12 protein-coding genes are annotated in these 16,375 nt (G+C 47.0%); 8 read left to right on the forward strand and 4 right to left on the reverse strand.

Annotation, left to right across the window (positions count from 1 at the left end):
- Positions 1-168: 168 nt before the first annotated feature.
- The 3 genes from eis (at position 169) to Q502_RS12440 (ending at position 3,120) form a co-directional block, all read left to right on the forward strand.
- Entirely contained in the window at positions 169-1,377 is a 1,209-nt protein-coding gene (gene eis / locus Q502_RS12425; protein ID WP_112109536.1) for an enhanced intracellular survival protein Eis, read from the forward strand.
- A gap of 37 nt (positions 1,378-1,414) precedes the next feature.
- Positions 1,415-1,927, forward strand: a complete 513-nt coding sequence (locus Q502_RS12430; RefSeq protein ID WP_102818885.1) for a GrpB family protein — start codon at positions 1,415-1,417, stop codon at positions 1,925-1,927.
- Positions 1,928-2,811: 884 nt separating this feature from the next.
- Entirely contained in the window at positions 2,812-3,120 is a 309-nt protein-coding gene (locus tag Q502_RS12440) for a hypothetical protein (RefSeq protein ID WP_102818883.1), read from the forward strand.
- Positions 3,121-3,882: 762 nt separating this feature from the next.
- Here the strand turns inward: Q502_RS12440 and Q502_RS12450 are convergent.
- The 4 genes from Q502_RS12450 to Q502_RS12465 are packed head-to-tail and all read right to left on the reverse strand — an operon-like array spanning position 3,883 to position 9,810.
- Positions 3,883-5,271 carry a sialate O-acetylesterase gene (locus tag Q502_RS12450; RefSeq protein WP_180977919.1) on the reverse strand — a complete coding sequence of 463 codons (1,389 nt, stop codon included), beginning with the start codon at positions 5,269-5,271 and terminating at the stop codon, positions 3,883-3,885.
- Positions 5,268-6,233 (reverse strand): ROK family protein, encoded by a 966-nt coding sequence (locus Q502_RS12455; RefSeq protein WP_102818880.1) that lies wholly within the window; start codon positions 6,231-6,233, stop codon positions 5,268-5,270. Before Q502_RS12455 ends, Q502_RS12450 begins: the two co-directional genes overlap by 4 nt.
- Complete coding sequence (locus Q502_RS12460) at positions 6,203-7,957, reverse strand: class I mannose-6-phosphate isomerase (RefSeq protein ID WP_112109537.1); 1,755 nt, start codon at positions 7,955-7,957, stop codon at positions 6,203-6,205. Before Q502_RS12460 ends, Q502_RS12455 begins: the two co-directional genes overlap by 31 nt.
- Positions 7,954-9,810: a hypothetical protein gene (locus Q502_RS12465; protein WP_102818877.1), complete on the reverse strand. Its 1,857-nt coding sequence runs from the start codon at positions 9,808-9,810 to the stop codon at positions 7,954-7,956. Before Q502_RS12465 ends, Q502_RS12460 begins: the two co-directional genes overlap by 4 nt.
- Positions 9,811-10,096: 286 nt before the next feature.
- On the opposite strand from Q502_RS12465, the gene Q502_RS12470 reads away from it, so the two are divergent.
- From Q502_RS12470 to Q502_RS12490, 5 genes are all read left to right on the forward strand, one after another.
- A complete protein-coding gene (locus Q502_RS12470) occupies positions 10,097-11,356 on the forward strand; it encodes an ABC transporter substrate-binding protein (RefSeq protein WP_180977918.1) in 1,260 nt (419 codons plus the stop codon).
- Between the two features lie 82 nt (positions 11,357-11,438).
- Complete coding sequence (locus Q502_RS12475) at positions 11,439-12,326, forward strand: carbohydrate ABC transporter permease (RefSeq protein WP_112109538.1); 888 nt, start codon at positions 11,439-11,441, stop codon at positions 12,324-12,326.
- A gap of 13 nt (positions 12,327-12,339) precedes the next feature.
- Entirely contained in the window at positions 12,340-13,182 is an 843-nt protein-coding gene (locus Q502_RS12480) for a carbohydrate ABC transporter permease (RefSeq protein WP_099830108.1), read from the forward strand.
- The gene (locus Q502_RS12485) at positions 13,179-15,383 is read left to right on the forward strand and encodes a hypothetical protein (RefSeq protein ID WP_102818873.1); all 2,205 of its coding nucleotides are present in this window, start codon (positions 13,179-13,181) and stop codon (positions 15,381-15,383) included. Before Q502_RS12480 ends, Q502_RS12485 begins: the two co-directional genes overlap by 4 nt.
- Positions 15,380-16,366, forward strand: a complete 987-nt coding sequence (locus Q502_RS12490; RefSeq protein WP_099830110.1) for a LacI family DNA-binding transcriptional regulator — start codon at positions 15,380-15,382, stop codon at positions 16,364-16,366. The genes Q502_RS12485 and Q502_RS12490 overlap by 4 nt, the downstream gene beginning before the upstream one ends.
- Positions 16,367-16,375 lie beyond the last annotated feature (9 nt).

Genomic DNA, 16,375 nt, shown 5'->3' on the forward strand with positions numbered 1-16,375 from the left:
AGGTTCCTCATTCTCTAGATAGAATCAAATGTATTCCAAGCAAATGGTTTACAAAGATAAGATAACCTCTCGGTTCTGATTCTCAAGCGGGGGAGCTAACAGTATGGCAAATACCAATGAGAGCATAGAATGATGATCTGGTATCATTGTTGGGAAAAGAGGTGCTTGATGGAGATAAGGAGAATCGACAGCTCTTATAAAGACAGAATCGTAGAGATCTTCCTGATGTCGTTCGAATACTTCGAACCGGAAGAGAGCGAATTCTTCTTTTCTGATCCCTCGCTATGGGAATATGTATGGGGTGCATTCGATGAGGAAAAGCTAGTGGCCGCATACATAAGCTACAAGTATCTAGCGAAGATCCGCACCAAACCTTTTGAATGCAGGTACGTCGAGGCGGTGGCTACACTGCCCGAATATCGCAACAAAAGTATTACAAAGGCGATCCTCCTTAAAGACATACAGGAGGCTATTGAGAACGGGGTCACTTTTATTATGCTCGATCCCTTCAAGCATGACTTTTACGTAAGGCTGGGATTCGGGCTTGGCTTCGAGAGCCTTGAGTTGACTTTCGATTATTCTCTCCTTTCAGATGAACTAAAAGACGACAGTCTCAAGCTAGTTTCCGGTAAACTTCTAAACAACGAAGAGATGAAAACGTTAATTGAAGAGGCCCGGAAAGTCATGTGGGAAACCTCTCGTTACACCGAGGCGCTGGAAATTGCCGCTTGCAGCCAGGAGATATTCCACAAGAAAGATCTCTTCGGAGCCGTTGCCACAGATGGTAAGGGCACACCCCATGGAATGATGATTTATTCCAAGAAAGAAAGGAAGATGGTGATCGAGAAATTCAACTTCACCGATCTTGCCGGCCTTTATTCACTGAAGAGATTCTTGCTGAATCATAGGGACCAGATTGCAACTTTCGAAATGAGGACCATGCCGCCAGATTTTCCAATAGAACTCTTCTTCCATTCGAGATGGCAGGCTGGAAAAGAGCTCAAGATGATAGATGCCTCATCGCGGATGGTTAGAATTCTCGACCCGCTTCAGGTTATCTCAAGACTCATGGATACTTCTGTCTCCGGAAGCGTTGTTCTGAAGATACATGACGGGCTGCTTCCCGAGAACAATGTGAAGATCGAAATCGGAGACGGTGTAGCGAAGATAACGGAAGCCACAGAGGATTTCGAGATAGAGATTTCGGATCTTGTTCCTCTCCTGACGGGAAGGCTTTCGCCGATAAGTCTGTGGCGACATGGGAGGCTTCGGAAAGGCTCCTGGAAGAACGTCCCATGGGGAATCTCTGAGATTCCAGAAAAGGTTTGCATTCTCGAATCGATCTTTCCCAAAATCGTCACTCATAATGCTTTGTAAGGTACTTTTAGCAACTCAATCTAAAACGGTGATTTGAATGAGAGCAAAGCAAGTAATAGTGGATGAGTACAGTGCTGCTTGGCCAAGGTTGTTCAAGGAGGAAGCCGAGCGGATTTCTGCCTCACTAAATGAGCTACAGAAGACGATAGAACATATAGGGAGTACGGCCGTCCCGGGGCTTAGGGCAAAGCCGGTTATCGACATAATGATTGGCGTATCATCACTTGAACAGGCCGACTCCTGTGTACCGCTCATTGAAAGAACGGGCTATCTTTACAGACCCGAACACGAGGATTCAATGCCGGAGAGAAGATACTTTGAGAGATCCGGCAGCGAGATTGATTATCACGTACACATGGTCGTTTTTGAAAGCAAGTTTTGGAGAGACCACATCTTCTTCAGGGACTACTTGCGCGAAAACCCAGAGGCCGCAGAACAATACGCCGATCTCAAAGAAGAGCTTGCAGGAAAATTCAGAGACAACAGAGAAGCCTATACAAATGGCAAGGCCGAGTTCATCCAGGGGATACTAAGACGGCAGGAAGATTGATATTGCCGCAATACGGGCAGAGTATTCGTGAGCAATCGGGCATGCAGAGAGCACTGCCCCCTCAGAACCACAACGGAGACTGCTTGCATTTTGGTCTCAGAACGGCTCCGTCTTGCTATTTATTTCGGGCATGCTGACAACACAGTCCAAATATGTCGGGCTCCCTGGAGATCACATCAAGGTCAAGCGGAATCCCTCTCACGTTTATTAGTCTCCTCTTCAGTAGTCTCCTCTTCAGTGACAGACCCGCTTTCTTGCATTTCGTCGACTCTGAAACCGATCGAAGCTTCTCGATGGAGGATCCCGCTCTAGACTCTTCAATGGTCTTGAGAGGCTTTCTTCTCCAGCAAATCATACTATTTGAGCCACTGGTATAATTATGCTCACTCAATCCATGACTTCATTTATATAAGCGGAAGTGAGTCTCAAGTCTCCTCTTCAGTGACAGACTCGCTTTCTTGCATTTCGTTGACTCTGAAACCGATCGAAGCTTCTCGATGGAGGATCCCGCTCTAGACTCTTCAATGGTCTTGAGAGGCTTTCTTCTCCAGCAAATCATACTATTTGAGCCACTGGTATAATTATGCTCACTCAATCCATGACTTCAGTTATAGAAGCGGAAGTGAGTCTCATAATCGAAATACGATGACTTGTTTGTAAAGTTTATGGCACAAATTCTTCAGTGATTTCTCCTTCTGAAGATGAGGTATGCTAAACTTTCATTTGTAAACAAGAAGTACTTCTTCACAACTCCGGGTTAGAAGTCTCTTTCTTAATAACCGGCGTGTTTACTGTTTTGCACTGCAAGATGAGCTTCATGGTTTAAGGCTTGTGATAGCGCCGGTTAATGTTCAGAACACCAAGGAAGTTTTCGGGAGGTTATTATGGCTAACAAGAAAAGAGAGGAAGAATGGAAAGAAGTCAAGAAGAGATGCAAAGTCGGTGATGAAACGATACGCATGGCGAAGGAACTGGGAATAAGTCCAAAGACGATGATAAAGAATATACCCAACAAAGCGGAGAAGTGGAAGGCGCCTGTCGATGTCTGGATAAGAGACATGTACGAAAAGGTGAAAGAAAAGAGCGCAAAGAAAGCAAAGGCGAAGGCAAAGCGGCTGAGGAAAGAGAGCGAGAAGTCTGGCGACAGTTCATTGAAAGCAGACGACAGCAATATACCTGACAAGCAAGACTAGAGGTTCTCTTCATTTGAGTGAACAGCTTGATGGCAATCAGAGAAATACAGCTCTTGATCAACAGTTCATGCTTAGGGAAACAAGTGAAGACTTACGCCTGACTTTATGTCAGGACCAGAAGCCTTTGCATCTGAAATTGAAGCGTTCTGGTTTCTTGGTTGATCTTCATGTTTTCATCCTAATGACAGGCTTCTTCGCGGAGAATTCAGCAGGAACTCAGTAGAATTCCAGACAAGACCACAGGTAACCAACGAAGTCCGTTTTACGGAATCTAATAGGAGCTGATAACCACTACTTCGTGAATTCATACATCAGACAATTTGACGGCAAAATGAACTTCATGACTAGAGAATTACCTCCTCAGATTATGGAGCAAGAGTGCAAGTGGTTGCCGGCTAAATTCACCGAGAATAGCATTGAATTGAGCCACTGAGTAGAAACCTGTCGAAAGAGCGCCTCGCCAGTGAATGTCGGTATAAGTCATGAACGAATCCTCTCAACGACTTGCTTTGGAAACGTCGAGAGATTTCTTCATTCTTGACTCTGTTTGTTGTTCCGAGAGCTTTCGCTGACAAATGCCTTGCGTGCGCGGTCACTAATTCCAGGCTCCCCGAGGAGTCCTCCGCACTCTGACGTCTTGTCGTTCAACTGCACGAATACCATATAATAACCAGAAGAGAACTTTTCTTCATTTCTGGCTCGGCGTTTCATATTCAAGAGAATGAAAAGATGCCTCTAAAGGAGTCGTTCTCGAGGCGCGTCCTAGAATCCTTCCTTCGAGATCTTGAATCCGTAGAATGCCAAAGCCGGAAGATGACTAACTGCGTCAATAATCGAAAGAGACTTTGGATTCGTACCATGCTGATTGTGGACAACACCCTCCCCTATGAGTTCTCTAGAGAGCTCCAGATCTATCATGCTGTCCCTAATTGAATATCTCACTATTTCAATCTTTCCCTCTTCATCATAAATGGAGATGGGTAAATCTTCTGCCTTGAGATCAAAGGCATAAAGCCTGGAAGAAACGTTTTCAAAAGAAAGACGTACTTCTTTGTCACCTGTTAGAACAGCTTCATTGATGTCCGGTGCATCGGCCTGAATGTCTCTTCCGAAGAGATGTTTAAGGGCGCTTTTTGCAAGTCTTTCTCCGAGCATTACATTCCCGTAAGAACTGTTGTGGATATTGTCTGAAAGAGGTATGTCAATTGCTGGAATTACGAAGACTCCTTTGAGCTCTCTCCTCGCCTTTCTTTGGGCCTCCCGCACCCTGGACCAATTGTCATCGCTCATTCCCCAAGGTTCCTGATCTGCTACAAAACGGTTGAGCTGTACCGTAAAGAAAGCTAAGCAAGGATCATTGAGATCTTCTCTCAAGCTGTTGACGAAGTTCGCAAATCTCTTGCCATACGTGATGCTGAGATCATCAGAAGTATCGGAGCATCCCTGATACCACAGGACACCTGCGAGATCTCCTCCACATCCCGTAGTAATTTCAAGTAGATTAGTATAGAGCTCTCCACTTTCGGCCGGATTCCATTGACTGAGACAGGAGCCTCCGAGAGATGCCTGGATAAGACCAATTGGTCTATTCAATTCTCTCTTAACATATCTGGCAAAGCTCAGATAAGGTGAATGCCCAGGGTTTATTGTCTCCATGTTTACAGGGTGAATCGTTCCTGTCGAGTCGTTAAGAGGGTGCGAGGCCAGATCCCATTTGCCTTTGTTTCTCAGCACATGAACTCCGATCTCCGGAGGATCGTATATCGGATCTTTGCCATAACCTGCTGAGTTGCTTTGACCGGTAATGACAAAAACCTCACCCACACCGAGATGATGTATGGCGTCACCCCTGAAAGCGTATTCTATACCAGAACTATCTGGTTTCAGGGAGGTCTCTATCCTGTAGAGTCCCCCCACGGGGAGCTCGAAAGATATCTCCCATCTTTCGCCTTCAAGCATTGTAGCCGGGAGCCATGGCAGTAGCGGCTCTGAGCTTGCTTCACAGACCACCCTCACAAATACCGCTTGACGATCGGAGATCTCTATAGAAGGAATGTAGCTGCCTGAGAGTGTTACAGAAGCTATTCCTTCCTTATGTTGAAGAATTTGCCAATCTTGGGGTCCACAGTTTATTTGGCAACCTGGTATCATATACTCCCTCCTCCAAAGCATATCTCAGCTAAATGAAGAGCCAATCCTGACAGTGTTGAGCTATCGGGATCGATCGCCTTCAAGATTTTCGGCAGGTTGATGCTCCCTAAATTCGCTTCAAGTTCTTTCCTCAGAGCTGGACCAATAAACTCATAGGCTCCCGAGATCTTGCCTCCAAGAACAATCACATCCGGATAGAAGATCTTGATAAAGGGTATGAGGGCTTCTGCGAGAAGGCTTCCCGTTTCACAGAATAGCTTCATGCAGACAGTGTCGCCCTTGACGGCCAAGTTATAGAGATCCTTCACATCTAGATCTACCTGAAGTGAGTCTGAAATCTCCCGGTACCTTGCAAGTATTCCCCTCCGGGAGATTCTGTCGTCAAGTATTCCTTTGCCAAAAGGAAGGTTTCCAATCCAGCCGTAAGGAGGTATTCCTCTTTCATTCTGGACTATCCTCCCTTCCTCCATAAAAGCTGAACCCAGTCCTGTACCTATTGTAATTCCAATGATCCTCCTCGCACCAATAGCTGCACCTTTGAGATACTGGCCACGAGTAAAGGCCCAAGAATCGGCATCGAATATCACGGGAAACAACTCGGTTACGGTGACTTCATTACGGAAGAAACCGGATAGATCCATTCCGTAAAGCGCCTCGTATTTGTTAACACCTTTTATGAGGCAAATTCCTTTTTCATAATCGAATGGCCCGGGAAAGGCAACTGCGAGGCCGACAGGCTCAAGGTTCATCTTGTTTGACTGCGCGACCAAACCAGTTAAGATCTCGGAAAACCGCTTAAGAATAACTGATCTGGAACCTCTCAAATCAACAGAGGTTATGTTAACGCCTGAGACCAGTTGACCATGCAAATCACAGAGAGCGGATTTTACTGTTGTTCCTCCGACATCTAGAGCAAGTATGATGTGTGAATTCACTTCAAGCGGGCCTTCACAATTATGCACTTCTCCCCACTCCCGGTCTCGATTGTGTAACTACCTGCGCAAGCAGGCACTATTACAGTCTCGGAGTAGTTCATCTTTCGCCTGCTCTTCCCCGAGATAAGGATCACACTCTCTCCGTCAACGAGCGTCAATATATGGAATCTACCTTCGGTTTCGAATTTCACCTCGCCCTCTACTTCAACCCGAAAGACCTCATGGAAGAAGTCTCTGCTTGTCGCGATAAGGTATTCGGTCCAACCATTACCCGAGGCCACAAAAGAAGGCTTCGGTTTCAAATGTCTGTCTACCCAGTTCCCCCGTCGCTTCTTATTCAAGACTTTGAAGGCGTGCTCAATGTGAATCGGTCTCATAACACCCTGTAAGTCAGGCCTCAGATGGTCGTATATCTTGAATGTGTACCTGTACGTGGTCGAGCTGATCTCAAGAACGACCAGTCCTTCTCTAGACCCATGCACCGTGCCGGGAGGTATCATTAGAATATCATGCTTGTCTACGGGAACGCTGTGGACGTAGTTGGTGTAGTCAAAGGCCATACCTTCCTTTTCGGCATTTTCTGCAGCTGCCCTAAACTCTTCAACGCTTGCGTCGCTTCTCAAACCGAGATTGACCCGCCTACTTTCTTTGCAATCGACAATATAGTACATCTCTCCCTGGTGGTAATTCTCATTGAAATTCTCCTTTATGTAGGTAGTCTGCGGATGCACCTGCACCGAAAGATCCCCGCCATCCATCGTATCTAAATAATCAAACCTGATCGGAAATTCGCCGCCAAACTTTCCTCCGCTCACTACACCCATGATTTTTTCATACGCGAGATCGAAAAAGAGATTCCACGGTAGTTCCAGAGTAGTATTTCGGTTCTTCACGAGTATAGACATCTCCGGCGCAATCACCTCATAACTCCAGGCGCAATTTGGCCATTCTTCAGGAAGATGACGTACCCTCTTGAGCCATTGACCTCCCCACGGACCCGGTTCATAGATAGGTTTCAATCTGAAAGGTTTGGATGCGATTTCCCTGGAAATCTCTCTTAGATCCCCTGCAGCAATTAGTGCCTTCGAATCTTCCGAGTTTGCATCAACATAGTAGTCAAGTGAATCGAATAGATTCCTCCTATGCCTTTCCGAGACGGGAAAATCGATGTAGTACAGTCTCTTGGGCCCAATACTCTGGGTTCCGAAAGAAGCTCCTGTCTTCTTGTAACGCTTCATGGTCTCTTCTCTCGTGAGGTCGAAATACACTTTCAGGTCATACGAGTTTCTCATAGGGCTAAGCATACATCCCCAACCAATTACCAGTATTGCATCCTGCCGCTTCGAGTTCCTCCCTCGACTGATTTCCCTTTTCAGAGTTGAGATCTTTTCTTTTGAGAAGAACGTTGCTATGCTTCTTCTGAAAACCCTGCCAAAAACCTCATCCTGACCAAGATAACGAGTTAAGAGGTTTTCAAGTTCTTCATCGTTTCTCCTACATGTGTCGAAATCGTACACTTCAATGGTCAGAGATTTGCGGTCAACGATTTTTTTAGCAGTCTGTATGATCTCTCTCCAGTCGTTCCCGGGGAATCCGTCGATTGCAATAACAGGAACCGTTCCACCCGGCCTTCTCCGTTCGGATATGAGGAAGTCCAGTATCTCTTCTAGACCCTCTATGGTATGGGCGTTCATCTTCTCGGAGACGTTTGTCGGGTTGGACTGTTCGTGAGAAGGAATCATCTCTATCATTCCCTTCGGCTATTTTCGCTTTGTGAAAGCAATCTGACAAACCTGACAAGTTCATGGGGTTTTAGAAGGAAGAGCCTCCCGCTCTCACCGCCAGATATCACATACTTCATTGTTTTTGTGAGGGTAGTCAGATCCAGCCCTTTCGAGGCCTCTCCAAAGTAGCACGGCGTCATTCCCCAGAAAGGTGAATCCAAACCAATCACGGCCCATGCGCTGGACAGGCTTTCGCTTAGCTTTCTCTCCCATCTTCTCACGTCGCTCATGGGATCGAAACTCCAGTGTTCGGTCTGCTGATTCAGCACAATGAACTCCCCGTCATCGTAGAGCGTTCTGGGCCACTTTGCTTCGTCTTTGTAACTTATGGCATATTGAAAGCCTGCCTCCTTCAGCACTATGAAATCTGGCTCCGCGGTTCCATGTCTGTATTCCGGGCAGGCATCCTGGAACGAGTAATGCCCGATCGGAACATTTGCTTCTCCACAATGTTCAGCTATGATACTTCTGGCCATCAGAAGAGATTCAAAGTAGACGTTTCGCGGCAAATAGCCTTTTGCCTCGGTCGCTACACCCAAACCGGCGCTGCTCAGGAGGATCTCACCCGTAGGAAAGATGCCTCCCCTTTCGCGCGGAATGAAGAACTGTTCAAGGGTCTCGGGAGCGTAATCCCACCAGTTTGACGGGAAGGCTATTCCATCCTTTATTCCGTCAATTGAATGCAAGTCCAGATATCTTGGCAGCACAGGAAGATGACCGAGATCAGCGGCGTAGTTCACGAACACAATGGGAATATCGCCATTCTCAATCCTCTCTAGAAGGAAGTCGTCCGAAACCTCCTCCTTCCACGGAGCCTTCGCTTCCTTTAGCCACAGCGCCGGCAACTTCACCTCATTCTTAATGGTCACTCCAACCTCAACATCATGGGCCAAGACAAAGACAATTCCCCGCCTGGATAGTTCAGATATGACTCCATCATCGTATATCTGACTTCCCCAGACTATGTTGTTGCCTGTACTTTTCGCCAGTTCGCCAATTACGGGCACACTTTCTCTCAGTGTGCCTAGAGCTGCAATCGGAAGTATATCCTCTCTCATATACTTGGCAATCCAGCGAAGAGTAATAGGATCGTTTCCCAGCGCAACTCCCTTCCCTCTGTCAACCCATCTTCTGGCCATTCTACCGGTAAGACTCAGCAGTGTTTCTCCGTCACCAATTTGCTCTATCGTATCGACTTCGTATCCCATTCTTTCGAATCTCTCTGCTTCTTCATCTGAGCAACACGCGAGATGAAGCTTCTCCACCCCCAAATCACGAAGCTTTTCAAATTGACTATCTCCCGCCTCGAGATGAATTGCCAGAGATTTTCGGTAGAAGATCTCAGGATACAGAAAACTGTCTATCCTCGAACGGCCTGGTAACTTGAAAGAACCCAGTTCGACCATCTCAAGCGGAAAGTCAAGCTCACATGAAGGATATACGACTGCATCTTTCGGGAGAGTTTCTTCGAATAAGTTGAAGAGCTCTATATACAGTTCAATCAGTTCCTCTGAAGAATGGTTGAGAGAAGGACATCCTCTCGCACTGAAAAACCTTTCAAAAGGCACCTCCCTACCCTCGCTCATGGAAACAAAGAGTATCTCTTCGTAGAAATTGGTCAAGAAATACAGCTGCTCTTCATGTCTGTTTCCGGCGAAAGGGAGGTGGTCGCCAATACCTGCGAGGCTTGGTCTGACAGAGAAGTAGGCGTCATAATCGATATTCTTGTCCTTACACAACCAGGCAATTACGGGAAGGGAAGCAACCCTCGCCGGACAGCTTTCATGACTGTAATAGAAAATGAGATGGGGACTTTTCATAGATACCTCCTCTGGACTTCAATACATACAATCATTTGTATTCAAAGAGAGTCTATATATGCCCGCAAAAAATTCATACGTCTATACTATACAACAGAAGTAATATTTAAAAGAACATAGTTATGGCTTGAAAAAATGCAAGCGTTTGTATTTATTGATGATAATCGTCAATTATCTGCCACCGCGAACCGTAAGACCGCATGAACGGATTCGAATACAAGGGTTCCAAAATGATAGAGTTTTCATGCACCACTGGCACCGAACGTATTCCGGGGAGGGATTAAAAGTGAAGAAATCGTTACTGATTCTTTTTTTGATCACGTTGATGGTAGCCGTTAGTTTTGGTGCGGCTGCGAAAGTGAAGTTCTGGCACATGTATCTTTCAGGTCCGTCGAAGGAAATAATGGACGAGATCATAGCCGAGTTCAACGAGACTAACAAGGGAGCTATCGAGGTCGAGGACCTCGCAATTTCCTTCTGGGACTACTGGGACAAGATCAGGGTCTCTATGGCTGCTAAACAAGAGCCTGATGTCTTCCTGCATGATCTGGGTAACGTAGGAATGAGAGCTTCGACGGGCATTCTTCTTGATCTGAAGCCCTATTTGTTGGCAGCTGGCTTTGATCCTGAAGAAGTCTTCTTTGAGGGACCTTTGAAGATGTGTTCCTACGAAGATGGGATCTACGCTCTTCCCCTTGAGACAGACGTTAGGCTGCTTTTCTACAACAAAGACCTATTCAGACAGGCCGGCCTGGATCCCGAGAAACCGCCCACTACCTGGGAGGAGTTACTCTACTACGCCGAGAAACTGAACGTTCTTGACAAGAACGGTGATTACGAGGTTGTTGGGTTCAACCCGCTTTACGGTCAATCTTACTTCTGGATGTATGTCTGGGGTAAGGGAGAAGACTTTATCACTGAAGATGGCGATATTGTTGTAAACAGTCCGGGTATAATACAGGCGTTAGAGGAATGGGTTGCCCTGATAAACGAACTCGGTCTGGAGAAGCTTCTCTCTTTCGGCGCCAATTTCGGCTGGGGTGCGGCCGATGCCTTCATTGCGGGCAAGGTTGCAATGGGAATACAGGTTGGTAATTTCATAGCCGATCTGGCAACATACGCACCGGATCTAGATTATGGAATCGTACAGATACCTTACCCCGTGCAAAATGCTACCTGGTCCAACGGATTCTCCCTTGAACTATCATCGAGATCCAAGAATATCTTCGCTGCCGTCGAATTCGCCCTATATCTCTTGAGCGACGAGGTTCAGCTGAAACTTGCCGAAGGCATCTCTTCTCTCATAGGTAACAGGAGGGCGGCATACCAGTCCGATCTAATCGAGGATCCTCAGTGGAAGATGCAGATCGAGGCTCTGGAGTTCACGAAGTTCAGGCCTTTCATTCTTGAGGCACCGCTGTGGTATGAGACTTTGCAGGTTGCCACTGAAGAAGCCATTTACGGTACAAAAACTCCCGATCGAGCTCTAAATGATGCACAGAAACTAATAGAAGCCGAGATTCAGAAATACAAGATGACTCACTGAAAGTAACGACGGATAGCAGGACCCGGAAATCTCTTCGGTGTCCTGCTGTCCGTAATCGCTCTGTGAAGGGAGAGCCTGAAGGATGGGAAGAAAACGAAGCAAGTATTTCAGAAGGAAGAACCTCGCCGGCTACCTCTTCGCGACACCCTGGCTGATCGGGCTGTCGGCCTTCGTCCTCGCTCCGATACTGGCAACACTCTTTCTCAGTTTCACAAGTTACGACATGATCAATGCCCCGCGCTGGATAGGGCTGACCAACTACAAAATACTCTTCACGCTCGACCCCGGATTCTGGAAAGCGCTGGGAAATACTTTTTACTACATGTTCGGGTCGGTTTTTCTCAAGGTCTTCACCGGCCTTATCTTTGCTCTGCTTCTAAGTAGTGCCCTGAAAGGGATGCGGATTTTCAGAACCATCTATTTCCTCCCTGTTGTCCTTCCCTCGATTCCGGTGATGTTCTTATGGATGATGATGTTCAATCCCAGGAGCGGTCTAATAAACCAGTTGCTTGGATTCATAGGTATTAAAGGTCCCCTCTGGCTGAACTCGCCTCAGTGGTCTAAACCGGCTATGATCCTTATGAGCCTTTGGGGGATAGGCGGTATTATCGTCATCTTTCTGGCTGGTCTTCAGGACGTTCCCGAGTATCTCTACGAAGCCGCAGAACTTGACGGGGCTAACAAGCTTCAGATGTTCTGGCGTATCACTGTCCCCATGATCATGCCAGTCATCTTCTTCAATACCGTCACTGGTCTCATAGCCGCTTCCCAGGTCTTTGCAGAGTCCTACATAATGACTGCAGGTGGCCCATTGGAATCGACTACCTTCGTGAACCTTAAGATATACCTGCTAGCCTTCAAAGACGTTAGGATGGGATATGCTTCGGCAATGTCATGGGTGATGTTCATGATACTGGTCCCGATGACGATCCTTCTTTTCAGAATCTCCAGAAAATGGATGGACTACTGAGGGAGTGATTGTCATGAGAGGTTTATGCAGAGCGAAATCAATAAGAAGTTTTACGATATATGGGGTCCTCGGTTTTTTTAGTGTGGTCTACTTGATACCGCTCTTCTGGATGGTGTCGACTTCACTCAAACCGGACGCACAGATCATGTCTATACCGATGCGTTGGTTTCCCGATCCTCCCCAGTGGAGCAACTACGCAAAGGCAGTGGATAGTTTTCCCTTTTTCAGATATTTCTTCAACACACTGTTCCTAACCTCAATGAATGTTCTGGGCAATACCCTCACGGCCTCACTGGTCGCATACAGTTTCTCCAAGTTGCAGTGGAAAGGCAGGAATTTGATCTTCTACATCACTATTGCCACTATGTTCATACCCGGCCAAGTTCTCATAATACCGGTCTATATACTCTTCACTCAACTCGGTTGGGTGAACACCTATCTTCCCCTTATAGTACCGGCCTTTTGCGGGGGAGGCGCTTTCAACATCTTCCTCTTGCGGCAGTTTTTTATCTCCATTCCAGACGAGTTAATGGAATCGGCCAGGATAGACGGAGCTTCGGAGTTCAAGATCTTCAGAAAGATAATACTGCCACTCTCGACACCGGCTCTCTTTACGGTGGCCCTTTTCACCATCGTTTTCACCTGGAACGATTTCTTCGGTCCACTGATTTATCTCCATGATCCGTCCATGTGGACTCTTGCAATCGGGTTGCGAGGCTTTCAGCAGCAGTATTCGACAAACTGGAATCTTTTGATGGCCGCCTCTACACTCACGGCCCTTCCGTTGATAATTCTCTACTTCGTCGCACAGGACAAAATGATGCGCGGCTTCACGCTGAGGGCAGGAATAAGATGAAGAGCACCGGAATGGATCCCTTCAAAAGGATTGCAGCCATATTGGGAGTCTCCTTGCTGGCAGTAATATCTCTTGGTAAGATTGAAAAAGTGTACCTGATTCCCTTCAGTCATCAAGATATCGGCTTCACGGGAACGCAGCTCGAGGTAGAAAGATACTACATTGAGATGTACAACGACCTTCTGGACTTCATGGATAGTTTCCCTGACTTTAGATTCACCGTCGAGACCTTCTGGCAATTTGATTGCTGGCTGAGATCTAATCCCGAAAGCGATCTGGTTGAACGGTACAGTGCTTATGCCAGGGAAGGCAGACTGGACTTCGGGGCTGCATACGGGTCAATGCATACGGGGTTCACAAACGATTATGTGATCTCGAAAAGCCTGGAAATCGCATTGAGTTTCGCTGAAGAAAATGGTCTGGAGATTTCAACCTGCCTTATGAACGATGTTCCCGGCTACACGGCCGATCTTCCCGATATACTGGCGGAGAAAGAAATAGACTATTTCGTCAGCGGGATTAACGATGCCTATGCGGAGGCGCTGGGTCTTGAAGGAAGCCATAACCTCTTCTACTGGGAGGGCCCGCTGGGGAATCGTGTCCTTTGCTGGGTCAGCAAAGGCAGTTACGCGGAAGGGTATTGGATCAAGAGCCCCTCTCTTCTTCAGAACTACCTGAATAACCTCGAGTTATCGGGCTACCCTTACTCCGAGGTAGCCATAATGGTCGCCTTCGATAACGCAGGATACTTCCCGGGCGCCGTTGCATATCTCGACCTCTACTCGAACTGGAACGATCAAGAAGTCGAGCTGATCGTCTCAACACCTTCAGAATTCATGAGGATTATGGAAGAGAAATACGGAGAAACTGCCAGGGTATATAAAGGGGATTGGTCAGGATGGTGGGAAGTGGTCAAGACCGGAGGGCCGTTCTCGGCAGGTGCATTTCGGCGTGTCCAGGAATTCGCCAAAGAACTCGACGAGGATCTGGAAAGGACCGATGCCCGACTAAAGTCTTCACTCGATATCAACCTGATCTTCTACGGCGAACACACTTCGGCCGTAACTGCCGGATGGCCTGGCAAGCTAACCCTTGAACAAAACATAACATCTAATGCGAGTGTTGTGGAATTATCCACCAAAGCTTATTCCCAGCTTGAGATGCTTTTGCGTGAGATGGCTGACGAGCTTTTGCCACAGGAGATTTGCGTTATTGCTCCGGGCGAAGGTCAGTATTACGTCGAGATACCGGCTGATATCCGTAAGGGCGAAGACCTCTGCCTAAAGATCGGGGGTGAGTTATTCGCGGGAACTCCTTTCCTTCGAGAGTTCACGGATCACTGGAACACTTACAGTGAGGGCTATTGCTTTCTTCTACCGCTGAATAGAGGAGTAAATGTTGTTGAAGTTGCAGGTTATGGAACGAACACCGAAGAAGAATTCGATGTCGACAAGCATACGCTTCTCGAATGGAAAGAGAGTGAGAAAGGTTCAATCGAAGTCATTGCTCCATGCAGCGACGGAAGCTATTTGCATTTCGATTTGCGCCTGGAGTCATATTTGACTGGGAGTCCCAAAACCTTTTCACAAATAGATGCTACAATGTCCTCATATAATAGATCTGTAAACGCGCTGAAGGAGATCATAACGCTGAACTACTGTTCTCTACCCATTTCTCAGATAACGCTGGCTGCAGGTTTGCTGGGCGGTATTGAAATAAGCGTTGTTATTGATAGAAAGGAATTGCCGACCGTATCATACAAAGACCATTCGATAAACTATGTTCTTTCACTGGGAATTGAAGGAGTCGCAAATGTTGAGTACAGAGGGGCCAGATCCTTCTCTACTATGGAAAGCGAGTTAGCTGGGTCGAGACCGCCTTTCTTACCTTTCCAAAGCTACATGCTGCTGGATAGATCAGATGGGAAGACCGTCGTGGCCAGCCGCCAGAGTTTTTCTTTCAGTCTGGATGAAAGGTTGAGGTTCCAGCTTCTAAGGCATTATTCTTACAGTGCCACTTCGAACCTTGGAATTGTACCTCTTGGCGAAAATGAACCAGGTACCCCTGATTATCTGGTCTTTTCGTTCTATATAGATACGGTCGAAAACGGTGGATTTGAAAAAGCCGTCGCATTCGTGAATCTCCCATTCGTGATAGCCGTTGAAACAGATCTGGCAAGCGAAGAAAGGTGGTTGCAATGAGCGTTGGTCTCAAGGAGATAGCTGAACTTGTTGGAGTCTCGGTCTCTACTGTTTCAAGAGCCCTTAGAGATGATCCCAGGGTCAATAGAAAGACAAAAGAAAGGATCGTCTCAATAGCCAGAAATATGAACTACCTGCCAAACCAGGCAGCAAAAAGCTTGATAACGAAGAGAACAATGACTATAGGTCTGGTTCTCCCAAACCTAAGGTCTTTCATGCATGATATATTCGATGGGCTCGAGAGTGTATGCTCACCAGCTGGTTATAACATCCTGCTAGGAGTCTCCGACAACGATCCGGCGAAGGAATTACGAGAACTGAAACTACTGCTTGAGAAACGAGTGGACGGCCTCATTCTTTTCTACGTCGGTGGTATCTTTAACCAGGCATCTATAAGATTCCTTAACAATGTAAGTGTACCGATTGTACTTCTAGACAGGTACATACCCCGATCAAGATTCGACTTCGTCGTGAGTGACAACCGCAATGGCTCGCGGATACTTGTTGAACACCTCGTTTCAAAGGGCAAAGAAAAGATAGCATTCATAACACAGAAAGAAGACGCGACTGCCATCAAGGAACGGATGGACGGCTTCCTTGACGGAGTGCTAAAGTGCCGGACAAGACTACATCCCGAATACCTCGCGTGTGAAACAATGCCAAAGATGGAGAACGGTTACGAGTGTACAAGAAGACTCATGAACCTCGATGATCCACCGCAGGCAATAGTTGGATGCACCGGCGACGTCACTCTTGGAGTTGTCAAATACCTGATCGAACATCCTGAACTTGAGGGAAAGATAACCGTAAGCGGATTCGATGACTTCGACTTCCTCTCTTTTCTCAAGATCCCCGTGACCACGGTTGCACAGAAGACAGGTGAGATGGGCCGACAGGCAGCCACGATTCTCCTGGAGAGGCTGTATGGAGATCCAACAGGGCAAAGAAGAGTCTTCCTTGAAACGGTGCTTGTGGAGCGGTAAGACTGTGGG

This window comes from Mesotoga sp. Brook.08.YT.4.2.5.2., assembly GCF_003351125.1.
Taxonomy (GTDB): domain Bacteria; phylum Thermotogota; class Thermotogae; order Petrotogales; family Kosmotogaceae; genus Mesotoga.

Coding starts and splice junctions, on each gene's coding strand:
- Q502_RS12430 (WP_102818885.1), top strand. CDS start 1,415: ATGAGAGCAAAGCAAGTAATAGTGGATGAGTACAGTGCTGCTTGGCCA.
- Q502_RS12475 (WP_112109538.1), top strand. CDS start 11,439: ATGGGAAGAAAACGAAGCAAGTATTTCAGAAGGAAGAACCTCGCCGGC.
- Q502_RS12440 (WP_102818883.1), top strand. CDS start 2,812: ATGGCTAACAAGAAAAGAGAGGAAGAATGGAAAGAAGTCAAGAAGAGA.
- Q502_RS12490 (WP_099830110.1), top strand. CDS start 15,380: ATGAGCGTTGGTCTCAAGGAGATAGCTGAACTTGTTGGAGTCTCGGTC.
- eis (WP_112109536.1), top strand. CDS start 169: ATGGAGATAAGGAGAATCGACAGCTCTTATAAAGACAGAATCGTAGAG.
- Q502_RS12465 (WP_102818877.1), bottom strand. CDS start 9,810: ATGAAAAGTCCCCATCTCATTTTCTATTACAGTCATGAAAGCTGTCCG.
- Q502_RS12480 (WP_099830108.1), top strand. CDS start 12,340: ATGAGAGGTTTATGCAGAGCGAAATCAATAAGAAGTTTTACGATATAT.
- Q502_RS12485 (WP_102818873.1), top strand. CDS start 13,179: ATGAAGAGCACCGGAATGGATCCCTTCAAAAGGATTGCAGCCATATTG.
- Q502_RS12460 (WP_112109537.1), bottom strand. CDS start 7,957: ATGATAGAGATGATTCCTTCTCACGAACAGTCCAACCCGACAAACGTC.
- Q502_RS12450 (WP_180977919.1), bottom strand. CDS start 5,271: ATGATACCAGGTTGCCAAATAAACTGTGGACCCCAAGATTGGCAAATT.